Below are 16,705 nucleotides of genomic sequence, written 5' to 3' on the forward strand. Positions count from 1 at the left end.
CTCCTAAATTCACTTACGTTTAAGCGCTTCAAGAACTGCAAAGGGATTCGGCCGCTCATCAGCAGGTTCGATTTCACCCCAACTCATCTCCATATTCCCTCTCGGGCAAGCATCCATGGGATGCATTGCGACTTGAGGCAACGTGAGGATTAATTCATCCTCGAGGATTTGGTGAAGATCTATCTCGCCGTTTTCATCCAACTCAATGGGCTCATAAGCTTCCGGCAGTTCTTCCTCGTTTGTTTTTTCAAACAGCGGAGTGTAGATATATTCAGCTTCACAAAGGTATTCAAACGTCTCACCACAACGTTGGCAAACCAGGTCAACCTTGGCATGGGCAGTGCCTTTCATAACGGTCAACTTCTGGACATCTTTACCAAATTGCAGTGATACATCGATATCACTCTGCAAGCCAGCGGTTGACTCTTCCAGCCTGGGCATCTGCGACTTTTCCACTATCCCGACATAATCGAGCAGTTTCAAGGCACTACGGACTGGATCAACCTTAACGGGCAACTTCACCTTTTGCATAGGGCGCGAATATTATAGGTCCAACAATGGATAGTCAAAGGAAAAAGTCCTTACCGCCGATGATTTTAACGTCACAAGTCCCTAGAATGCCGGTACTTGCTTTCATCGGTGCCTGATATTATGCCACAGAATCTGACCCTCGCCTCAACTTCTCGTTACCGTAAAGCCTTGCTGGAGAAGCTTGGCCTGCCCTTTGATTGTGCCGCACCGGATGTGGATGAGCGCCCACTGGCGGAAGAATCAGCCCAGGCGTTAGTGGCCAGACTGGCCCGCGCCAAGGCACAAGCCATCGCCGATGGTCGTGATCACGGCCTGATCATAGGTTCTGATCAGGTGTGCGTCTGCGATGGCCGGATACTCGGCAAACCGGGCACCATCGACAATGCGGTCTCGCAGTTAATGGCGGCACAGGGTCGCAGCGTGACCTTCTATACCGGTTTGTGTGTGCTGGATGCCGCGACCGGGCAGACCCATCAACTGGTGGAACCTTTCACCGTTCATTTTCGCAATCTCGATGAAGCCGCCATTCGCCGTTATGTCGAGGCTGAATTGCCCCTCGATTGTGCCGGCAGCTTTAAATGCGAAGGGATGGGGATCGTGCTGTTCAAGGGGCTGGAGGGACGCGACCCCAACGCCTTGATCGGTCTGCCACTGATCGGTTTGATCGAGCTGCTGGCCTGCCACGGTATCGCCCTGCCCTGATCTCTCATTGCACAAAGAAAGATAACCACGACGAGCGGCAGGATCGCCGCCTCGTCTGGCAAGCACAGTCCGTGATCTTGCTGTTTCACTCTTATCCATCGGGAACCAGATAGTGCGTATAGATGATTTGAGGCTGTTTCTCTCAGTGGTTGAACTGGGCAATTTTGCCGCCGTGGCACACTCCCTTGATGTGCCACGAGCCCAGGTCAGTCGGCGGATTGGCGATCTGGAGCAGGCCCTTGGCTGCAAGCTGTTTACTCGCACCACCCGCAAACTGGCCCTGACGCCAGCCGGCACTGATTACTTTATGCAGTTGCAGGAGATTATTCCCCGGCTCGAAACCCTGAACCAAAGTATCAAGAATCAGAGCTCCGCCCCCACCGGCTCGGTCAAACTGGGGTTGATCGGGGATGCCGATATTCTGGCTCACGATCTGCTGCTTAATTTTCTCAGCCAGTACCCGCTCATTACGCTGGAAACCCACGTCAGTAATCTGGGTTATCACGACATCATGAACTACGGACTCGATGCCTGTGTCCATATTGGCAAAATGCAAGATAGCTCGTTTATTGCCAGACCCCTGACCACGGTGTCGCGCAAGCTTTATGCCAGTCCGGGCTATCTGGCCGAGCACGGCATGCCGCAGCAACTTGAGGATCTTCAGCAACACGCACTGCTGATCCACCGACTGGCCAGCGGTGAACTGGAAGATTGCTGGAACTTCAACACGGGCCCACTCAAAGTGAGCAGCCGACTCATCTCCAACAGCAGCCACTATATCCGCTACGCCGTGCTCAAGGGCGCCGGTATCAGCCTGCTGCCCGAGTTGAGCGTCAAGGCGCAGGTCTCCAGTGGAGAACTGCTGGAGATCCTGCCTGCCCACAAGGTCTATCTCGATGATGCCTGGCTGGTCTATCCCAGTCGCAAGGGGATGACCCATGCAGCCCGCCTGTTGATCGATAGTTTGCTGGCGGAGTCGGCGCTACTACTGAACTGATTGTCACGTATTTCGAGACATTGAAGCACGGCTAGACGGGATTATTAACGCTTCATGATTCAATTAAACTGGCGTCATATGATAACGCCTGTTTAAAGGAATCCTCCCATGGCACTTTCCCATCCCGGTACAACAGTGCTTAGCAGCACACTCCTGCTGCTGTTAAGCGGCTGTGGCACCGACGCCACCACGCCACCTTCCCAGCAACCAGCACAACTGCGCGCCGTCCAGGTGATGACCTTGGCTGACCCCGTTGCCACCCGAGCGCACAAATTCAGCGGCGTGCTGAAATCAGCCCACACCACTGACCTCTCGTTTCGCGTTCACGGCATGTTACAGGAGCTGGTGGCGACCGAGGGCACACAGGTTCGCAAAGGGGAGCTACTCGCGCGACTCGACCCGCACGATTTTCAGGTCTCAGTGAGCCAGGGAGAGGCCCAGTTAGCCGAAGCAACCGCCGCCCATCAGCTTGCACGGATCGAGCTTGCTCGGATCAAGCGTGCTTGCGCCGATAACGCCATCGCCGATGTCAATCTCGATCGGGCTATCAGCGGCGAAGCCCGGGCGCACGCAGCGGTCAAGCTGGCCACTCAGGGGCTGCAAAAAGCCCGTGATGCGCTGGCATATAGCGAACTGCGCGCGCCCTTTGACGGGGTGATTGGCAAGCGCCATATCGACAATCATGAGTTCGTGCTGCCCGGTATCAAGGTGCTCACCTTGCATCAGCCAGATCAGCTCAATGTGGTGATCGATGTACCGGAACGCCAGGTCAGCAGGATAACAACCGGCCAGCCGGGTCATCTCGCCTGGGGTCAGCGCCAGCAAGATCTCGCCGTCACTGTGACCGATATCGCTTCCATCCCCTCCCCGCTCAAACGCACCTATGAGGTCACCCTCGAACTGCCTCGGGATCAGGTCAATCTGGTGGCGGGCAAGTCGGTTAATGTCACCCTCGAACTGCCGCAGCAAGCTGAAACCCCGCTCTTCTGCCTGCCCGCGATGGCGGTCAACAGTCAGGATCGCCAGTGGCATGTCTGGCGGGTGGCGCAAGACCACGTAACCCGTATCCCGGTATCACTCCATGATCAGCAGCAAAATACCCTGTGTGTCAGTGGTGAACTGACGGCAGGTGATCAACTGGTAGTCGCTGGCAGCGCCTTCGTCAGCGAGGGCGAGCAGGTCGCCATTATTGCCAATCACTCGCTGGATCAGGTGGCTATCATGGCAAACCAATCACTGAAACAGGTCGGCAAATCATGAATCTCTCGACCTTTGTGCTACGCCAGAAGACCTTCGTGATCTTCTTCACCCTGCTCTGCACCCTCGTCGGGCTGGTCTCCTACTTCCAACTTGGCAAGCTGGAAGACCCCGCCTTCACCGTCAAAAGTGCGGTGATTGTCACCCTCTATCCCGGTGCCGATGCCGGTGAGGTGGAGCGGCTGGTCACCGATCAGATCGAAACCAAATTGCAGGAGATGGCGCCGCTATGGAAGCTGCGCTCCCTCTCCCGTCCCGGCAGTTCGATGATTTTTGTCGATCTGCAGGAGCAGGTGAACTCTGCCGAGCTCCCCCAGCAGTGGGACTTGCTGCGCCGCAAGGTGGATGACGTCAAGCTGTCTCTGCCACCCCAGGCCCAGCTCACCATAGTGCAGGATGAGTTTTCCGAAGTGTATGGCATGCTCTTCTCCCTTTATGGCGATAACGTCGCCATGGCCGATCTCAAGGATCATGCCCGCGAGCTGCAACGCCGGCTCAAGGCCGTCGAGGGGGTGAAGAAAGTTCAGTTGCACGGCATTCGGGAGCAGGTGATCAACATCGATCTCGATGATGAACGGTTGGCACAAGCCAACCTGACCACCCTGCAGCTGATCGATCAGCTAACCAGTCAAAACATGCCATTGCACAGTGGGGATTTCCCCCTTGGCATCGAGCAACTGCGCGTTGAGCAGGGCGGTGCGTTCAACAGCGTGGAGGATATCCAGAACCTCAGCATCAAGACCGGTATCAATGGTCTCGAAAGCGCCACCGTGAAGCTCGGGGATATCGCCAACATCTATCTGGACTACCAGGATCCCGCCATGACCCTGAGCCGCTTCAATGGCCAGCAAGCGATCACCCTGGCGGTAAGCCCGGTCAACGGCATCAACGTGGTCAGCATTGGTGACACCCTCAAACAGGAACTGGCACAGTTCGAAGCCACCCTGCCGGATGGCGTGCATATCGGTGTCATCGCCTATCAGCCAGAGGAGGTGGCCAAGTCGGTCAATAACTTCATCCTCAACCTCGCCGAGAGCGTGATCATCGTTGTGGTTGTATTGCTGATCTTCATGGGGTGGCGCAGTGCCGCCATCGTCGGTGCCAGCCTGTTGCTGACCATCCTGTTTACCCTGATCTACCTCAATCTGACCCAGGTCGACCTGCAGCGGGTATCGCTCGGCTCGTTTATTCTGGCGCTGGGCATGCTGGTGGACAATGCCATCGTCATCGTCGATCTCTTTGAGTCCAAATTGCGCCAGGGGATTGCTCGCCATCAGGCGGTGAGCGACAGCATCCGCGAAATGGCGCTGCCGCTGTTGGCTGCCACCCTGATCGCCGCACTGGGAACCGCACCGGTACTTTTCTCCCAGACTGATGCCGCCGAGTTTGCCCTCTCCATCGTCCAGGTGCTGTGCAGCTCCCTGCTGCTCTCATGGCTCATCGCCATGACGGTCACCCCGCTGCTCTGCTGGTATTTCATTCCTGCGCCGAGCCAAACCGATGAGACGGCACGGGTCTCACCCATGGCCCAGCTCTACCAAAAAGCCGTGTTCTGGTCGGTAGACCATCCGGTCAAACTGCTGCTCGGGGTTGCCCCTGTGCTGCTGCTGACCCTGGCCACCATTCCGCTGCTGCAGGTCAACTTCATGCCCTCCTCGGATCGCCCCATGCTGTTTCTCGACTACTGGCTGCCCAACGGGGGACGGATTGCGCAAACCTCCGCCGACATGCACAAAATTGAGCAGTGGCTGCTGCGTCAGTCCCAGGTGATCAGTATTTCCAGCCACGTTGGCGAGAGTGCCCCGCGCTTCTCGGTCACCGTGGAGCCTGAGCCTTTTGACAACAGCTATGGCCAGATCCTGATCAATACCCGCAGTTATGACGATATCGCCTCCCTGACGGCGGCAGGAGATGCCTGGCTGCAGGCCGAGTTCCCTTATGCCGAGCCCAGATTCCGTCCGCTCAAGCTGGCCACCAAGGACAAATTTGCCATTGAAGCCCGCTTCGTCGGACCGGATCCTCAAGAGCTGCACCGGCTGGCCAATCAGGCCAAGCAGTTGCTGGCGGCTAACCCCCACCTCATCTACATCCGGGATAACTGGCGGCAGGAGAGCAAGGTGCTGGTGCCCCTCATCAACCAGGATGCGGCAAGAATGGCCGGCGTCAATCGCACTGATATTGCCAACGCCATTTCCCGAGCAACCGATGGTAGCCTGATTGGCCTGATGCGCCGCGATGATGATCTGATCCCCATCAAACTGCGCAGCAGCAACGCCTCGCTGGAACACTTTGACAATATTCCGGTGCGCTCCCTGCTCGGTAGCCACAGCGTCCCGATGGGACAGGTTGTCGATGGTATCGAATTCAAAGGGGAAGAGAGCATGCGCTGGCGCTATAACCGTCAACCGGCCATCACAGTGCAGGCTGACGTGCGCGGCGATACCCCTTCCAATGTGCGCAAGGCCGTGGCCAGTGAGCTGGAAGCCATTGCCCTGCCCCCCGGCTACACCATGGAGTGGGGCGGCGAATACTATGACGAGAAGCGGTCGGTCGATGATCTGATGACCCAGACCCCCAAGGCGATGATCTTGATGACCATCATCCTGGTCGCCATGTTCAGTGCCTACCGCCAGCCGTTCATCATTTTGGTGACCCTGCCATTGGCCTCCATCGGCGTTGTCTGGAGCCTGTTGTTACTGGACAAACCGTTCGGCTTTATGGCGATTGTCGGCCTGATCTGCCTGAGCGGCATGATCATCAAAAACGGCATAGTGCTGATCGACCAGATCGAGCTGGAACGCAAGAATGGCAGAGCGCTGGCAGAGGCGGTGAAAGTCGCGACCCTCAACCGCACCATGGCCATCTCGATGGCGGCCCTCACCACGGTACTCGGTATGATACCGCTGCTGACCGACCGGCTGTTTGATCAGATGGCGGCCACCATAGTGGGCGGGCTCTCGGCCGCCTCATTCCTCTCCCTTTTCGTGATGCCAGCCCTCTATCAACTGCTCTATCGCGGCGACAAGCAGGCAGCCATCACCCCTTCGATCAGCAAGGAGCAGTGCCATGATTGACTATCGACTCACCATGGTGGCCGCCGCCCTGCTGCTGTGCGGTTGCAGCATGACCCCAGACTATGAGGTGCCGCTGGTGGCAGTGGGGAATGTCTATCTCAATAGCCAGGGAACAGCGGGGATCAGCGCGGTCAAACCCATGGCCGGGGTGCACTGGTGGCAGCAGTTCAATGATCCGCAGCTCGACCAGCTGATCGTGGCCGCCCAACAACAGAACATCCCCATCAGGATGGCCAAAGAGCGGATCAACGCCGCACAATCCTATCAGGCGGCGGTATCCTCCCTTAAAGTGCCTACCGTCTCCCTTAATGCCGGTTATCTGGATATGCGGCTGAGCGAGAATGGGCCGCTGAGCGGCCCTGCCGTCACCGAATATGCGCTGCCGCCGCAGCTGGGGGGCAGTAGCATCAGCCTGATCGATCGCGACAGCCATACCCATCTGGCCAGCGCATCCATCGGCTGGGAGGCAGACCTGTTTGGCCGGATCGATGCCATGAGCCAAGCCGCCAGCATCCGGGTTGAGCAGGCCGAGCTGCTGCAGCGCAACCTCACTACCCTGATGACCGCGGAGGTGATCAACAACTACTTGCAGTACCGCGCCGCTGAAGAGCGCATGGCCATCACCCGCCAGGCCATCACCGAACAGCAACAGGTGCTGGATCTGGTGCTCTCCCTCCAGCGCCACGGCTATGGATCTGAGCTGGATATAGCCAATGCCCGCGCCGCCCAGGCCACCACAGAAGCCATGCTGCCGATGCTCGACAGTGCTCGCGCCGTTCATCTTGGTCGGCTGGCCATTTTACTGGGGGAGACCACCACCCAGACCCGTAACCGGCTCGGTGATGGCGTCTTGCCACAGATGAAGGGGTTGATCCCGTTGGGCCTGCCATCGGATCTGCTGACCAGACGCTGGGATATCGCCCTGGCCGAGCGGGAGATGGCCGCGCGCAACCAGCAACTGGGGGCAGCCATCGCCAACCAGTACCCGAAACTGATGTTGACCGGTACCCCCGGGGTATCGGCCCACAATCTGGACGATCTGCTCTCCTCGGGTTCCGTGGGTTGGTCCCTTGGTGCTGGCATAAGCTGGAACCTGTTCGACGGCGGACGAGGTGCTGCCATGGTGGATCTGCAAGAAGCGGCATTTAGGGAGTCTGCCCTCGCCTATCAGCAGGTCGTCAATGGCGCCTTCAATGAGGTAGATACTGTGCTCAATGCCTATGCAAACAGCCAGGAGTATTACCGCTTGATCAACCAAGCCGACGAGCAGGCGCGCCTGGCGGTCAACAAAGCAACCAGCCTCTATCGGGCCGGGCTCGAAAACCATCTGAGCGTGCTCAATGCCCAGCGTGTCAGCAACAACCTGCAGGATGCCAAAGTACAGGCCAGGCTCAATACCGCCACCACAGTGGTGATGTTGCACAAGGCGCTGGGTGGCGAATGGACAGTGCCACAAGCCCCCGCGCATGAGGGAACGGCAGGATAAGCAAGATAAAAAAAAGAGCCCGGCCAATTGGCCGGGCTCTTTTTATCGATGAGATTCAGGCATTCACAATAACTGTTGCAGTGCTGCCATGGTATCCACCACTGCCGATGGCCGGTGACGACTGAGGGCATCACGGTTATCGACCCCCCAGCTGACGCCAATCCGCGGCATGGCAATCGCCTCGGCCATCGCCATATCATGCACCGAGTCACCTATCATCACCGCCTGCCGAGGCAATAGCCCCAGCTCGGCCAGGATCTGCTCAAGCATCAAAGGATCAGGCTTGGCCCGCGCCTCATCGGCACCTCGGCTGATGATGAACAAGGGGCGCAACCCCGTCTCATCCAATACCCGGTCAAGGCCACGACGTGATTTTCCGGTGGCGACCGCCAACAGCAGCCCCTGGGCGTGCCAGCCACGCAACAACGCCTCTGCCCCAACAAATAAAGGGCTGGGAGTCACATCGTGCAGATAGTGATGGCGATAGCGATCGGTCAGCGCGGTGATCTGACGCTCATCATCGCCACAGCCAAACAGGCGGGACATGGCCACATCAAGACTCAAACCGATAATTTGCCGGATCTGGGCTGGGGCTGGCACCGCCAGTTCGCAATCGCTGGCGGCCCCTTGCACACAAGCAACAATCCGGCCCACCGAATCCATCAGGGTACCGTCCCAATCGAAAATGGCGAGCCGAATATCTTGCATTAGCGAGCCAGTTTTTCCAGGAAGCCATCGAGTTCAGGAGCAAGAGGAGCCTCCATCTGCATCTCGCGGCCATCGGCAGGATGAATAAAGCTCAGCTTCCAGGCATGCAAAAACAGTCTTTTCAGCCCTTGGCTGCGCATTTTCTCGTCAAACGCCGCTTCGCCATACTTATCGTCGCAAGCGATCGGGTGACCGGCATGCAGGGTGTGAACGCGGATCTGGTGGGTGCGGCCGGTGATCGGGCTACATTCGACCAGGGTCGCTTCGGCGAATTGGCGCACGATGCGGAACCGGGTTTCAGACGGCTTGCCATCAGCACTGACCCGCACCACCCGTTCACCGGATTGCAGATCGTTTTTGCGCAGCGGCGCGTTGACCACTTTGACGTGAGCCTGCCACTTGCCACGAACCAGCGCCAGATACTGCTTGCGCATGGTCTTGATTCGCAGTTGTTCATGCAAGCTACGCAAGGCGCTGCGCTTTTTGGCAACCAGCAGCACGCCGGAGGTATCGCGGTCGAGACGGTGAACCAACTCGAGGAAGCGAGCGTCCGGACGCAGAGCACGAAGCCCCTCGATAACGCCAAAGCTGAGGCCACTGCCACCGTGCACGGCCATGCCAGAGGGCTTGTTCAGCACGATCATGGCCTCGTCTTCGAACAGGATCTGGCTCTCCAGACGCTGGATAACCCCCAGATTAGCCGACGGCAATTCATTTTTTTCGGCAACGCGGACAGGGGGCACCCTTATCACGTCACCCGCGCAGAGTTTGTACTCCGGTTTGATGCGCTTTTTGTTTACCCGCACTTCGCCTTTGCGAAGGATGCGATAGATCAGGCTCTTGGGGACGCCCTTTAGCTGAGTCTTGAGAAAATTGTCGATGCGCTGCCCGTCATGCTCAGCTTCGATGGTGAGCAGCTGCACTTGTTGTTGTATCTGTGTCATGGCGCGGATTTTAACACTGCCAAGGCCCCTTGGCTGCATGGTTTGTTGAAAAATGGCGCCTTGCTATAAAAGAGGTTTAAATGGGATAATAAACAAGGTTTTGTCATTGTGTTCAAGCCTTGTACTAAGTGGCCAAATAGTATGCCACCCAATCCCGAAACACCGTGTATACAAGAACATGACGGTTCCCGGGTGCGAGGTACAACGCATGGAGAACACAAACATTACCGTTTATTTGTCTCCACTGCGGCACCCTTAACTCGTCACCTCTCGAGAAGTGACGACCAGAGCGCCCTTAGTTTGCGCCTCATGCATACCCCAGCCGGGAGGTTGCCCAAGTATGCTGAAGACCCGAGGCCGGCGCCGGCAGGACCCAAGTGGAGGAAATCAAAATGACACAATAATGAGAACTCAATGAAAAGAATGCTAATCAACGCAACTCAAGAAGAGGAGTTGCGCGTAGCGCTGGTTGACGGACAACAGCTTTACGATTTGGATATTGAAAGTCCGGGACACGAGCAAAAGAAAGCGAATATTTACAAAGGTAAAATCACCCGCGTAGAGCCCAGCCTTGAAGCTGCTTTTGTCGACTACGGCGCCGAACGACACGGTTTTCTGCCGTTGAAAGAGATCGCCCGCAACTATTTCCCCTCCGGTTACTCCTATCAGGGTCGTCCCAACATCAAAGAAGTGGTCCGCGAAGGCCAGGAAGTGATCGTTCAGATTGATAAAGAAGAGCGTGGCACCAAGGGTGCAGCCCTCACTACCTTTATCAGCCTGGCTGGTAGCTATCTGGTACTGATGCCGAACAACCCCCGTGCCGGTGGTATCTCCCGCCGCATTGAGGGTGATGAGAGAACGGAACTGAAAGAAGCCCTGAACGGACTGACCGTGCCGGAAGGCATGGGTCTGATCGTGCGTACTGCCGGTGTTGGCAAATCGCCCGAAGAGCTGGAATGGGACCTGAATGTTCTGCTCAACCACTGGGACTCCATCCACAAGGCATCACAAGAGCGCACTGCGCCCGTGCTTATCCACCAGGAAAGCAACGTGATCGTGCGTGCCATTCGCGATTATCTGCGTCGCGATGTGGGTGAAATCCTGATCGATGACCCGGTAATTTTTGAACGTGCCCGTGCTCACATCGAGCTGGTTCGTCCCGATTTCCTCAATCGGGTGAAGCTGTACAAGGGTGAAGTTGCCCTGTTCAACCACTTCCAGATTGAGAGCCAAATCGAGTCTGCTTTCCAGCGCGAAGTGCGCCTGCCCTCCGGCGGCAGCATCGTCATCGATCCGACCGAAGCACTGACCTCCATCGATATCAACTCCTCCCGCGCCACCAAGGGCGGCGATATCGAAGAAACTGCGCTGCAAACCAACCTGGAAGCGGCCGACGAAATTGCCCGTCAATTGCGTCTGCGCGACCTGGGTGGCCTGATCGTCATCGACTTCATCGACATGACCCCGGTTCGCAACCAACGCGAAGTGGAAAACCGTCTGCGTGAAGCAGTGCATCAGGATCGCGCCCGCATTCAGCTGGGACGTATTTCCCGCTTCGGTCTGCTCGAAATGTCGCGCCAACGTCTGCGCCCCTCTCTCAACGAGTCCAGCAGCCACATCTGCCCTCGTTGCCAGGGTCAAGGTGTCATTCGTGATAACGAATCCCTCGCACTGTCCATCCTGCGTCTCATCGAAGAAGAGGCCATGAAAGACAATACCGAGCAGGTGCACGGTCAAGTGCCGGTCGATGTTGCCGCCTATCTGCTCAACGAGAAGCGCGCCGCCATCGCCAGCCTGGAACAGCGCAATGATGTCCGTGTTTACATCATTCCGAACCAGCATCTGGAAACGCCGCACTACGAAGTCACCCGCATTCGTCAAAACGAGATTGCGGAAGCGGCCAGCTATGAGCTGAAAACCGAAGTGGCCAAGCCGACCTACCAGCCGAAACAGGCCCAGGTGATCGAACGTGAACAGCCACTGTTGCAAGGTTTTGCCCAACCGGTACAACCTGCTCCTGTAGCCGCCCCTGCCCCCGTTGCAGCAGCTACTGCCGCACCAGCCCAAGCCGGTTTCTTTGGCAAACTGATCAAGGGTATTGCAGGTCTGTTCAGCAATGATGCCGCCCCTGCCGCAGTGAAAGCGCCTGCCGAACAACCGGTTGAGCGGGAAGCTCGCAAGGATGACGGTCATCGTCACCAGCGTGATGACGCCCGTGGCCGTGGTCAGCGTCCTCGTCGTGACGACAATCGCAATAACCGCAACAACGCGGAAGCTGGCGAGAAACGTGAAAACGGTAACCGTGAAGGTGGTGAAAACCGCAATCGCCGTCCTCGTAAAGAGCGTGAGCCCCGTCAGGAACGCGAACCGCGCGCTGAAGCTCGTAATGAGCAGCGCATGGAGCGTGAACCCCGTGCTGACGTGCAACCGCGCGTTGAACGTGAGCCTCGCGAACCTCGTCAAGAGCGCGAGCCCCGTGCACCACGTCCGGCCCGTGAGCCCCGCGCTCCTCGTGAGCAGCGTGCTGAAGTCGTTGTTGAAGCAGTAGAAGCCATTGACACTGTGGAAGCCGCGATCGAGCCGCGTCAGGAAAAAGAGCAGAAAGTGGCTGAGCGCCGCGAACGTCGTCAACTGCGTAAGCAGATCCGTGTCGATGTCGTTGCTACCGATGCCCCTGCCCTGCCGGTTGACGAGGCGCCAGCTGAAGTGAACGAGGCAACCGTGGGTAATGAGCAGGAAGAGCAGACCGAAGGTCAACGCCGCTCCCGTCGTACCCCACGTAGTCAGCGCATTGAAGGTCAGCGTCGCAAGCGTATCAACGAAGATACCCGTAGCCAGCGTGATGAAGAGCAGCAAGCAGATGTCACTCTGACAGCCGCGGCCCAGGCCGACGCTGCGCAGGTTAAAGTGGAAGAGCCTGCCGTACCTGTCGTCACTATTCCTAGCGCAGACGCCATTGCTGCGGCACTGCAGGCATCTTCAGCCTTGACTGAACATGTGGTTGTAGAAGCTGTTGCCGATGACATCCGTGATCAGGTCGTCGCAACCGAGGTTCACACTGCCGTGGCTGACGTTACTCCAACAGCACCGACTGCCGCACCTGCGCAGCTGGTTGCTGATGTGGTAGTCGCTCCTGTTGTTGCCGAGGTGACACCTGTCATTGAAGTCGCGCCGGTTGCCGAAGTCGTTGCAGTGGCTGACGTGGTGATTGCACCCGCTCCGGTGGTAGAAACAGCATCTGTAACTGCAGTTGCCGTTGAAGCTGCGCCAACTACCGAAGTAACAGCACCTGTGGTCATTGCTGAAGTAGCCGTGATCGAGCCCGTCGTTGTAGCCGCTGTTGAGCCTGTTGCCAAGGAAGCGGTTGCCGCCCCTGTGGCCAAGCAGGTCAACAAAGGTGCCGGTTTGCTGGCTCGTGCTCGCAAAGCCTCTGCACCGATGGCCACCCCTGCCGAGGTGCCTGTCGTGCAGGTTAACTGTGAGCCAGTGAGCCATCCGCCACTCGTTCGCAGTGAAGTGGCCAGTTCTGGCCGTCACGGTGGCAGCACTGCTGCTGTTAACGTGGCAACCAGCCCTGCTGGTCGACCATAACAGACCAGGGTTACCTGATTTGCCAAAAGCCACACCCTCCGGTGTGGCTTTTTTTATTGCCTATCACAAGTTCATCTTGGCGCTCTCTTTTAGTGCCGCCCTGCTAGTCCTAACGCCCCTTTTAGCCTTGCTCAACTGGTTTGATCAAAGCGCAAAGATCTTCCGATAGAGAACTCGATACTTAACTTTATGTGTTGTGTTTAATCTATAGTTTGTTGGCATATGAATAGTGGTAAATGTTGAGCAAGCATCAGCGCCCACTTCACCCCACTGCAATAAGTGGTTTCCCTATGGGTGCTATATAGCGATATGGGCGTGCTTGCCGATATCGAGTTCACCCCTCTCTTCTGCGGATTTAAAAAAGAAACAGCCCAGCAAACTTAGCTTGCTGGGCTGTGGATCTGGCTGACCATGATCTGAATCCGAACCCTGGTAACAGGGTCAAATTGACTCATCAGCGCTTATTGTGCCAGCAGGTGACCTACCAGCTCATGGCGCCACCCTTGCAGCAGCATCGGCTTGTCACTGCGGGCCCGCTCTTCGTCGTTCATCCGCCAGCTCCAGGTGAAGTACTGGTGAATGATCTTCTTGCTGGCAATCAGCTCGGGCGGAATGTTGCTGGCCTTGGCCTTCTCTTCCACCATGGCCTTGATGCGCTTGAGCTCGGCCTTGTACTGGGGGAAGTCCACCAGCCGGCGGATCGGCTCGGGCCAGCTGTCAGGATCGCTCTGCTGGGCGCGGGCGACGATATCGAGCATCCGCTTGCCGTGGATCTTGATCTCGATGGGGGCCAGCCCCAACTCGTTGAGATCCCGCATGGAGGTCGGACGACGCTCCGCCACCTTGAACAGGTGCAGCTCCTTGACCACGAAGTTGAGAGCCAGATCGCGGCGTACCGCCTCTTGCTGGCGCCAGGTGGCCAACTCGCGCAGGATGGCAAGCTCGCGGCGCCCCAGCTGCCAGGCGTTGACGATTTCAAGATAAGCCTGACGGGGATCGCTACCCTGGGTCTTGCGGGCGGAGTGGTTCTGGCACTCCTGCTCGAACCAGGCAAACTTGCCGCTTTCGCGCAGCTTGGCCATCACTTTCTCGTAGAGCGGCATCAGGTAGAACACATCCGCCGCCGCGTATTCGAGCTGACGATCGGTGAGCGGACGGGCCAACCAGTCGGTGCGTGCCTGATCTTTTTCCAGCTCGACCCCGAGGAATTCGTTAACCAGCGCACCAAAACCGACCGACACGCCGTAACCGAGAAATGCGGTGGCCAGCTGGGTATCGTGCATCTGGTTGGGCAGGTGGCCCGCCTGATGCTGAATCAGCTCCAGATCTTCGCCAGAGGCGTGCAGGATGGCGATCTGCCCTTCCCTGCCCAGTCGCTGCCAGAGATCGGAGAGATCCAGCGTCAGCGGATCCAGCAGCGCCAGATGCTCGCCGTCATAGATCTGGAACAGGCCAAGCTGGGGATAGTAAGTGCGGGTGCGAACGAATTCAGTATCGATAGCCAGGGGAACGTCGGCCAGAGAAGCGAGATAGTGCTCAAGTTCGGCTTGCTGAGTGATAAGTTGATATTGCATCTGTGCCTGCGCGGTTGATCAGGGCCAAAAAGAAAAAACCGTGGGATGACCCACGGTTTTGCATAACGACAGTACTGGTTTGCAGAGGGTTCTGCAGCCGCAGTCCGGTTATTGCTTGGCAATCTCCTCGTCGCGCAGTACGCGGCGCAGGATCTTGCCCACATTGGTCTTGGGAAGTTCGTCGCGAAATTCTACCAGTTTCGGCACCTTATAGGCAGTCAGATGTTTGCGGCAGTGGGCAATAATCTCGTCTTCCTGCAATGTTGCATCTTTCTTGACCACAAAGATCTTCACCAGCTCGCCAGAAACCGGGTGCGGCACGCCGACTGCGGCCACTTCCAGCACTTTCGGGTGCAAGGCGACCACATCTTCAATCTCGTTCGGATAGACGTTGAAACCGGAGACCAGGATCATATCCTTCTTGCGGTCAACGATCTTGAAGAAGCCCTGCTCGTCGCACACGGCGATATCACCGGTACAGAGCCAGCCATCCTGCATCACTTCGGCGGTCGCCTCGGGGCGCTGCCAGTAGCCGGTCATCACCTGCGGGCCGCGAACCTGCATCTCGCCGGGAGTGCCGAGGGCGTGGATCACCTGACCGTTGTCATCCACCAGACGGATCTCGGTGGAGCAGACCGGCAAGCCGATGGAGCCGTTGTAGTCGGTCAGATCGTAGGGGCAGACGCTCACCAGTGGCGAGCACTCGGTCAGGCCGTAGCCTTCCAGCAACGGCGTATGGGTCAGCGTCTTCCACTTTTCGGCTACCGCACGTTGCACCGCCATGCCGCCGCCGATGGTCAGCTTGAGCTTGTCAAAGGAGATGCCTTGAAACTCTTCGTTGTTGACCAGCGCATTGAACAGGGTGTTGACGCCGGTAATGCAGGTGAAGGGGTACTTCTTGATCTCTTTGACAAAGCCCGGGATGTCGCGCGGGTTGCTGATCAGCAAGTTGTAGCCGCCGACTCGCATAAAGAGCAGGCAGTTCACGGTAAGGGCAAAGACGTGATAGAGCGGCAATGCGGTCACCACGAACTCCTTGCCGCGCTCCAGCATGGGGCCATAGACGCCGAGGCACTGCTCGACGTTGGCAATCATGTTGCGATGGGTCAGCATGGCCCCTTTGGAGAGGCCGGTAGTGCCACCGGTGTACTGCAAGAAGGCGAGATCGTCGTTGGTGATCTCCGGCTTGATGTACTGCAGGAAACGCCCCTTGGTGAGCGCCTGACGCATGGTGGTGGCGTGGGGCAGATTGTATTTCGGCACCAGCTTTTTGACGTACTTGACCACGAAGTTGACCAGGGTGCCCTTGGCCAGCCCCAAGTTGTCCCCCATCCGGGTCAGGATGACGTGCTTGATCGGGGTGTCGTAGACCACTTTTTCCAGGGTATGGGCAAAGTTGGAGACGATAACGATGGCCTTGGCGCCAGAGTCTTTAAGCTGATGCTCCAGCTCGCGCGGGGTATAGAGCGGGTTGACGTTGACCACTATCATGCCGGCGCGCAGGATGCCGAACACAGCGATGGGATATTGCAGCAGGTTCGGCATCATCACCGCCACCCGATCACCCTTCTCCAACTTCAGCTCGTTTTGCAGATAGGCAGCAAAGGCGCGGGACTGCTCTTCCAGTCGGCGGTAGGTGATGGTCTGTCCCATGTTGACGAAGGCTGGCTGGTCGGCAAACTGGGTCACCGAGGATTCGAACATCTCGACCAGGGAGCTGTATTGGTCTGGATTAATCTCGGCGGGAACCCCTTTTGGATAACGCTTCAGCCAGACTTTTTCCACGAACTTCTCCTGCATAACTAGCACCTGTGCACTCACTGTGTTGCCTCCGTCCCTGT

Annotated in this window: 11 protein-coding genes; 6 read left to right on the forward strand and 5 right to left on the reverse strand. The window is 57.5% G+C overall.

Annotated elements, in window-relative coordinates; all coding sequences use genetic code 11:
• Nucleotides 1-9 precede the first annotated feature (9 nt).
• Complete coding sequence (gene yceD / locus CF137_RS14490) at nt 10-531, reverse strand: 23S rRNA accumulation protein YceD (RefSeq protein ID WP_042021904.1); 522 nt, start codon at nt 529-531, stop codon at nt 10-12.
• Between the two features lie 120 nt (nt 532-651).
• Here yceD and CF137_RS14495 point away from each other — a divergent pair, with 120 nt between their 5' ends.
• The 5 genes from CF137_RS14495 to CF137_RS14515 all read left to right on the forward strand — a co-directional run bounded on the left by CF137_RS14495 (nt 652) and on the right by CF137_RS14515 (nt 8,047).
• Complete coding sequence (locus CF137_RS14495) at nt 652-1,233, forward strand: Maf family protein (RefSeq protein WP_139719848.1); 582 nt, start codon at nt 652-654, stop codon at nt 1,231-1,233.
• Nucleotides 1,234-1,345: 112 nt separating this feature from the next.
• Nucleotides 1,346-2,230, forward strand: a complete 885-nt coding sequence (locus tag CF137_RS14500) for a LysR family transcriptional regulator (protein ID WP_139693281.1) — start codon at nt 1,346-1,348, stop codon at nt 2,228-2,230.
• Between the two features lie 108 nt (nt 2,231-2,338).
• Entirely contained in the window at nt 2,339-3,490 is a 1,152-nt protein-coding gene (locus CF137_RS14505; RefSeq protein WP_139719850.1) for an efflux RND transporter periplasmic adaptor subunit, read from the forward strand.
• Nucleotides 3,487-6,561, forward strand: coding sequence for an efflux RND transporter permease subunit (locus tag CF137_RS14510; protein WP_139719852.1), 3,075 nt, complete (start codon nt 3,487-3,489; stop codon nt 6,559-6,561). The genes CF137_RS14505 and CF137_RS14510 overlap by 4 nt, the downstream gene beginning before the upstream one ends.
• Entirely contained in the window at nt 6,554-8,047 is a 1,494-nt protein-coding gene (locus CF137_RS14515; protein ID WP_139719854.1) for an efflux transporter outer membrane subunit, read from the forward strand. The genes CF137_RS14510 and CF137_RS14515 overlap by 8 nt, the downstream gene beginning before the upstream one ends.
• A gap of 63 nt (nt 8,048-8,110) precedes the next feature.
• Here the strand turns inward: CF137_RS14515 and CF137_RS14520 are convergent, their stop codons facing one another.
• Nucleotides 8,111-8,755, reverse strand: coding sequence for an HAD-IA family hydrolase (locus CF137_RS14520; protein WP_139719856.1), 645 nt, complete (start codon nt 8,753-8,755; stop codon nt 8,111-8,113).
• Nucleotides 8,755-9,699, reverse strand: coding sequence for a 23S rRNA pseudouridine(955/2504/2580) synthase RluC (gene rluC, locus CF137_RS14525; RefSeq protein WP_204787377.1), 945 nt, complete (start codon nt 9,697-9,699; stop codon nt 8,755-8,757). Before rluC ends, CF137_RS14520 begins: the two co-directional genes overlap by 1 nt.
• Nucleotides 9,700-10,113: 414 nt before the next feature.
• Here rluC and rne point away from each other — a divergent pair, with 414 nt between their 5' ends.
• Nucleotides 10,114-13,290, forward strand: coding sequence for a ribonuclease E (gene rne / locus CF137_RS14530; RefSeq protein WP_139719858.1), 3,177 nt, complete (start codon nt 10,114-10,116; stop codon nt 13,288-13,290).
• Nucleotides 13,291-13,751: 461 nt separating this feature from the next.
• Here rne and rnd read toward each other — a convergent pair whose 3' ends face one another.
• Both rnd and fadD read right to left on the reverse strand, forming a co-directional pair.
• Nucleotides 13,752-14,864 carry a ribonuclease D gene (rnd, locus tag CF137_RS14535; RefSeq protein ID WP_101347272.1) on the reverse strand — a complete coding sequence of 371 codons (1,113 nt, stop codon included), beginning with the start codon at nt 14,862-14,864 and terminating at the stop codon, nt 13,752-13,754.
• Between the two features lie 108 nt (nt 14,865-14,972).
• The gene (fadD, locus tag CF137_RS14540; protein WP_139719917.1) at nt 14,973-16,649 is read right to left on the reverse strand and encodes a long-chain-fatty-acid--CoA ligase FadD; all 1,677 of its coding nucleotides are present in this window, start codon (nt 16,647-16,649) and stop codon (nt 14,973-14,975) included.
• Nucleotides 16,650-16,705 lie beyond the last annotated feature (56 nt).

Origin of the sequence: Aeromonas sobria (genome assembly GCF_006243315.1) — a bacterium.
Classification (GTDB): Bacteria; Pseudomonadota; Gammaproteobacteria; order Enterobacterales; family Aeromonadaceae; genus Aeromonas; species Aeromonas sobria_A.

What these genes read in the sequence shown, in the direction of transcription:
- yceD (WP_042021904.1), bottom strand. Translation starts at nt 531, where the DNA reads ATGCAAAAGGTGAAGTTGCCCGTTAAGGTTGATCCAGTCCGTAGTGCC.
- CF137_RS14510 (WP_139719852.1), top strand. Translation starts at nt 3,487, where the DNA reads ATGAATCTCTCGACCTTTGTGCTACGCCAGAAGACCTTCGTGATCTTC.
- rluC (WP_204787377.1), bottom strand. Translation starts at nt 9,699, where the DNA reads ATGACACAGATACAACAACAAGTGCAGCTGCTCACCATCGAAGCTGAG.
- CF137_RS14515 (WP_139719854.1), top strand. Translation starts at nt 6,554, where the DNA reads ATGATTGACTATCGACTCACCATGGTGGCCGCCGCCCTGCTGCTGTGC.
- CF137_RS14520 (WP_139719856.1), bottom strand. Translation starts at nt 8,755, where the DNA reads ATGCAAGATATTCGGCTCGCCATTTTCGATTGGGACGGTACCCTGATG.
- rnd (WP_101347272.1), bottom strand. Translation starts at nt 14,864, where the DNA reads ATGCAATATCAACTTATCACTCAGCAAGCCGAACTTGAGCACTATCTC.
- CF137_RS14495 (WP_139719848.1), top strand. Translation starts at nt 652, where the DNA reads ATGCCACAGAATCTGACCCTCGCCTCAACTTCTCGTTACCGTAAAGCC.
- rne (WP_139719858.1), top strand. Translation starts at nt 10,114, where the DNA reads ATGAAAAGAATGCTAATCAACGCAACTCAAGAAGAGGAGTTGCGCGTA.
- CF137_RS14505 (WP_139719850.1), top strand. Translation starts at nt 2,339, where the DNA reads ATGGCACTTTCCCATCCCGGTACAACAGTGCTTAGCAGCACACTCCTG.